The sequence below is a fragment of the Xenorhabdus aichiensis genome (assembly GCF_028598775.1).
In the GTDB taxonomy this organism is placed as follows: domain Bacteria; phylum Pseudomonadota; class Gammaproteobacteria; order Enterobacterales; family Enterobacteriaceae; genus Xenorhabdus; species Xenorhabdus bovienii.
Genome location: NZ_JAQRFO010000131.1, coordinates 1 through 810, shown reverse-complemented (window position 1 = coordinate 810; position 810 = coordinate 1). Strand labels below are relative to the sequence as shown.

At 54.6% G+C, this 810-nt stretch carries 1 pseudogene; it reads right to left on the bottom strand.

The annotated features are described in order from the left end of the window. Positions 1–810 (bottom strand): annotated as a pseudogene (locus tag PSI22_RS21285) (DNA primase); the annotation flags it as partial.

Genomic DNA, 810 nt, shown 5'->3' with positions numbered 1-810 from the left:
TATTCCATTTCGACCAGTCGTGAGAGATGCACCTTGAGCTGGGTATCGCCCCACTGCACCGCATCCCGTAACTGCTTGCGGGTAAACAACATTTCGTGGCGGAGCTGGCCGCTGTTTCTGACCCACGCCTGTATCAACAGCAACAACCTGCGGGTCTGCGGCGGCATCTCGTCGAGCGTCCGGCCTAAGATGTCGTGTGCAAGCTGGTTGGCAAGCCGGATATCGTCTTGGGTCACTTCGATATATTCCAGTGTCTTGCCGCGATGTTCTGCCGTTTTGATTTCCCGCTGGTATTGGTGCAACAGCGCGATACTCTGGATCAAGGTGAGATATTTCATGTGGTCACGGCGGGTACGGGTCTTATCGCTCATGAACGTTAACTGGCTGGCATAGGGGTTCACCACATTCAGCGGACGCAACAACCGCTGGGCGTTCTGGTGAAGCTGTGTCAGATAGTCCCGCTCGTTCTCAGCCAACAGGCCTTCGAGGGTTTGCTTATGGCGCTGCAACGCATGGATCGCTTCGGTTTGTTCGCGGGATTCGTTGACGGTCAGCACCAGACAGCGGTTCAGTAATTCTTCATCTACATCAATGGCGGTGGTCGTTAACATCAGCATCACCGGGCCTTTCACGGTATAGCTTTTGGTCACCAGATTGCCTGTGGCTTCATCCTTGCCCGTGCTGGCCATCGTCAGCTCGCCGTCACTTTGCAACAACTTCAACGCATAAGCCGCCTGCCGCACGCCTTCTTCTTCCGCTATCGCTAAAATCTTATGCTGGAGATGGGTTTCCCCCAGATAGAACAGACTC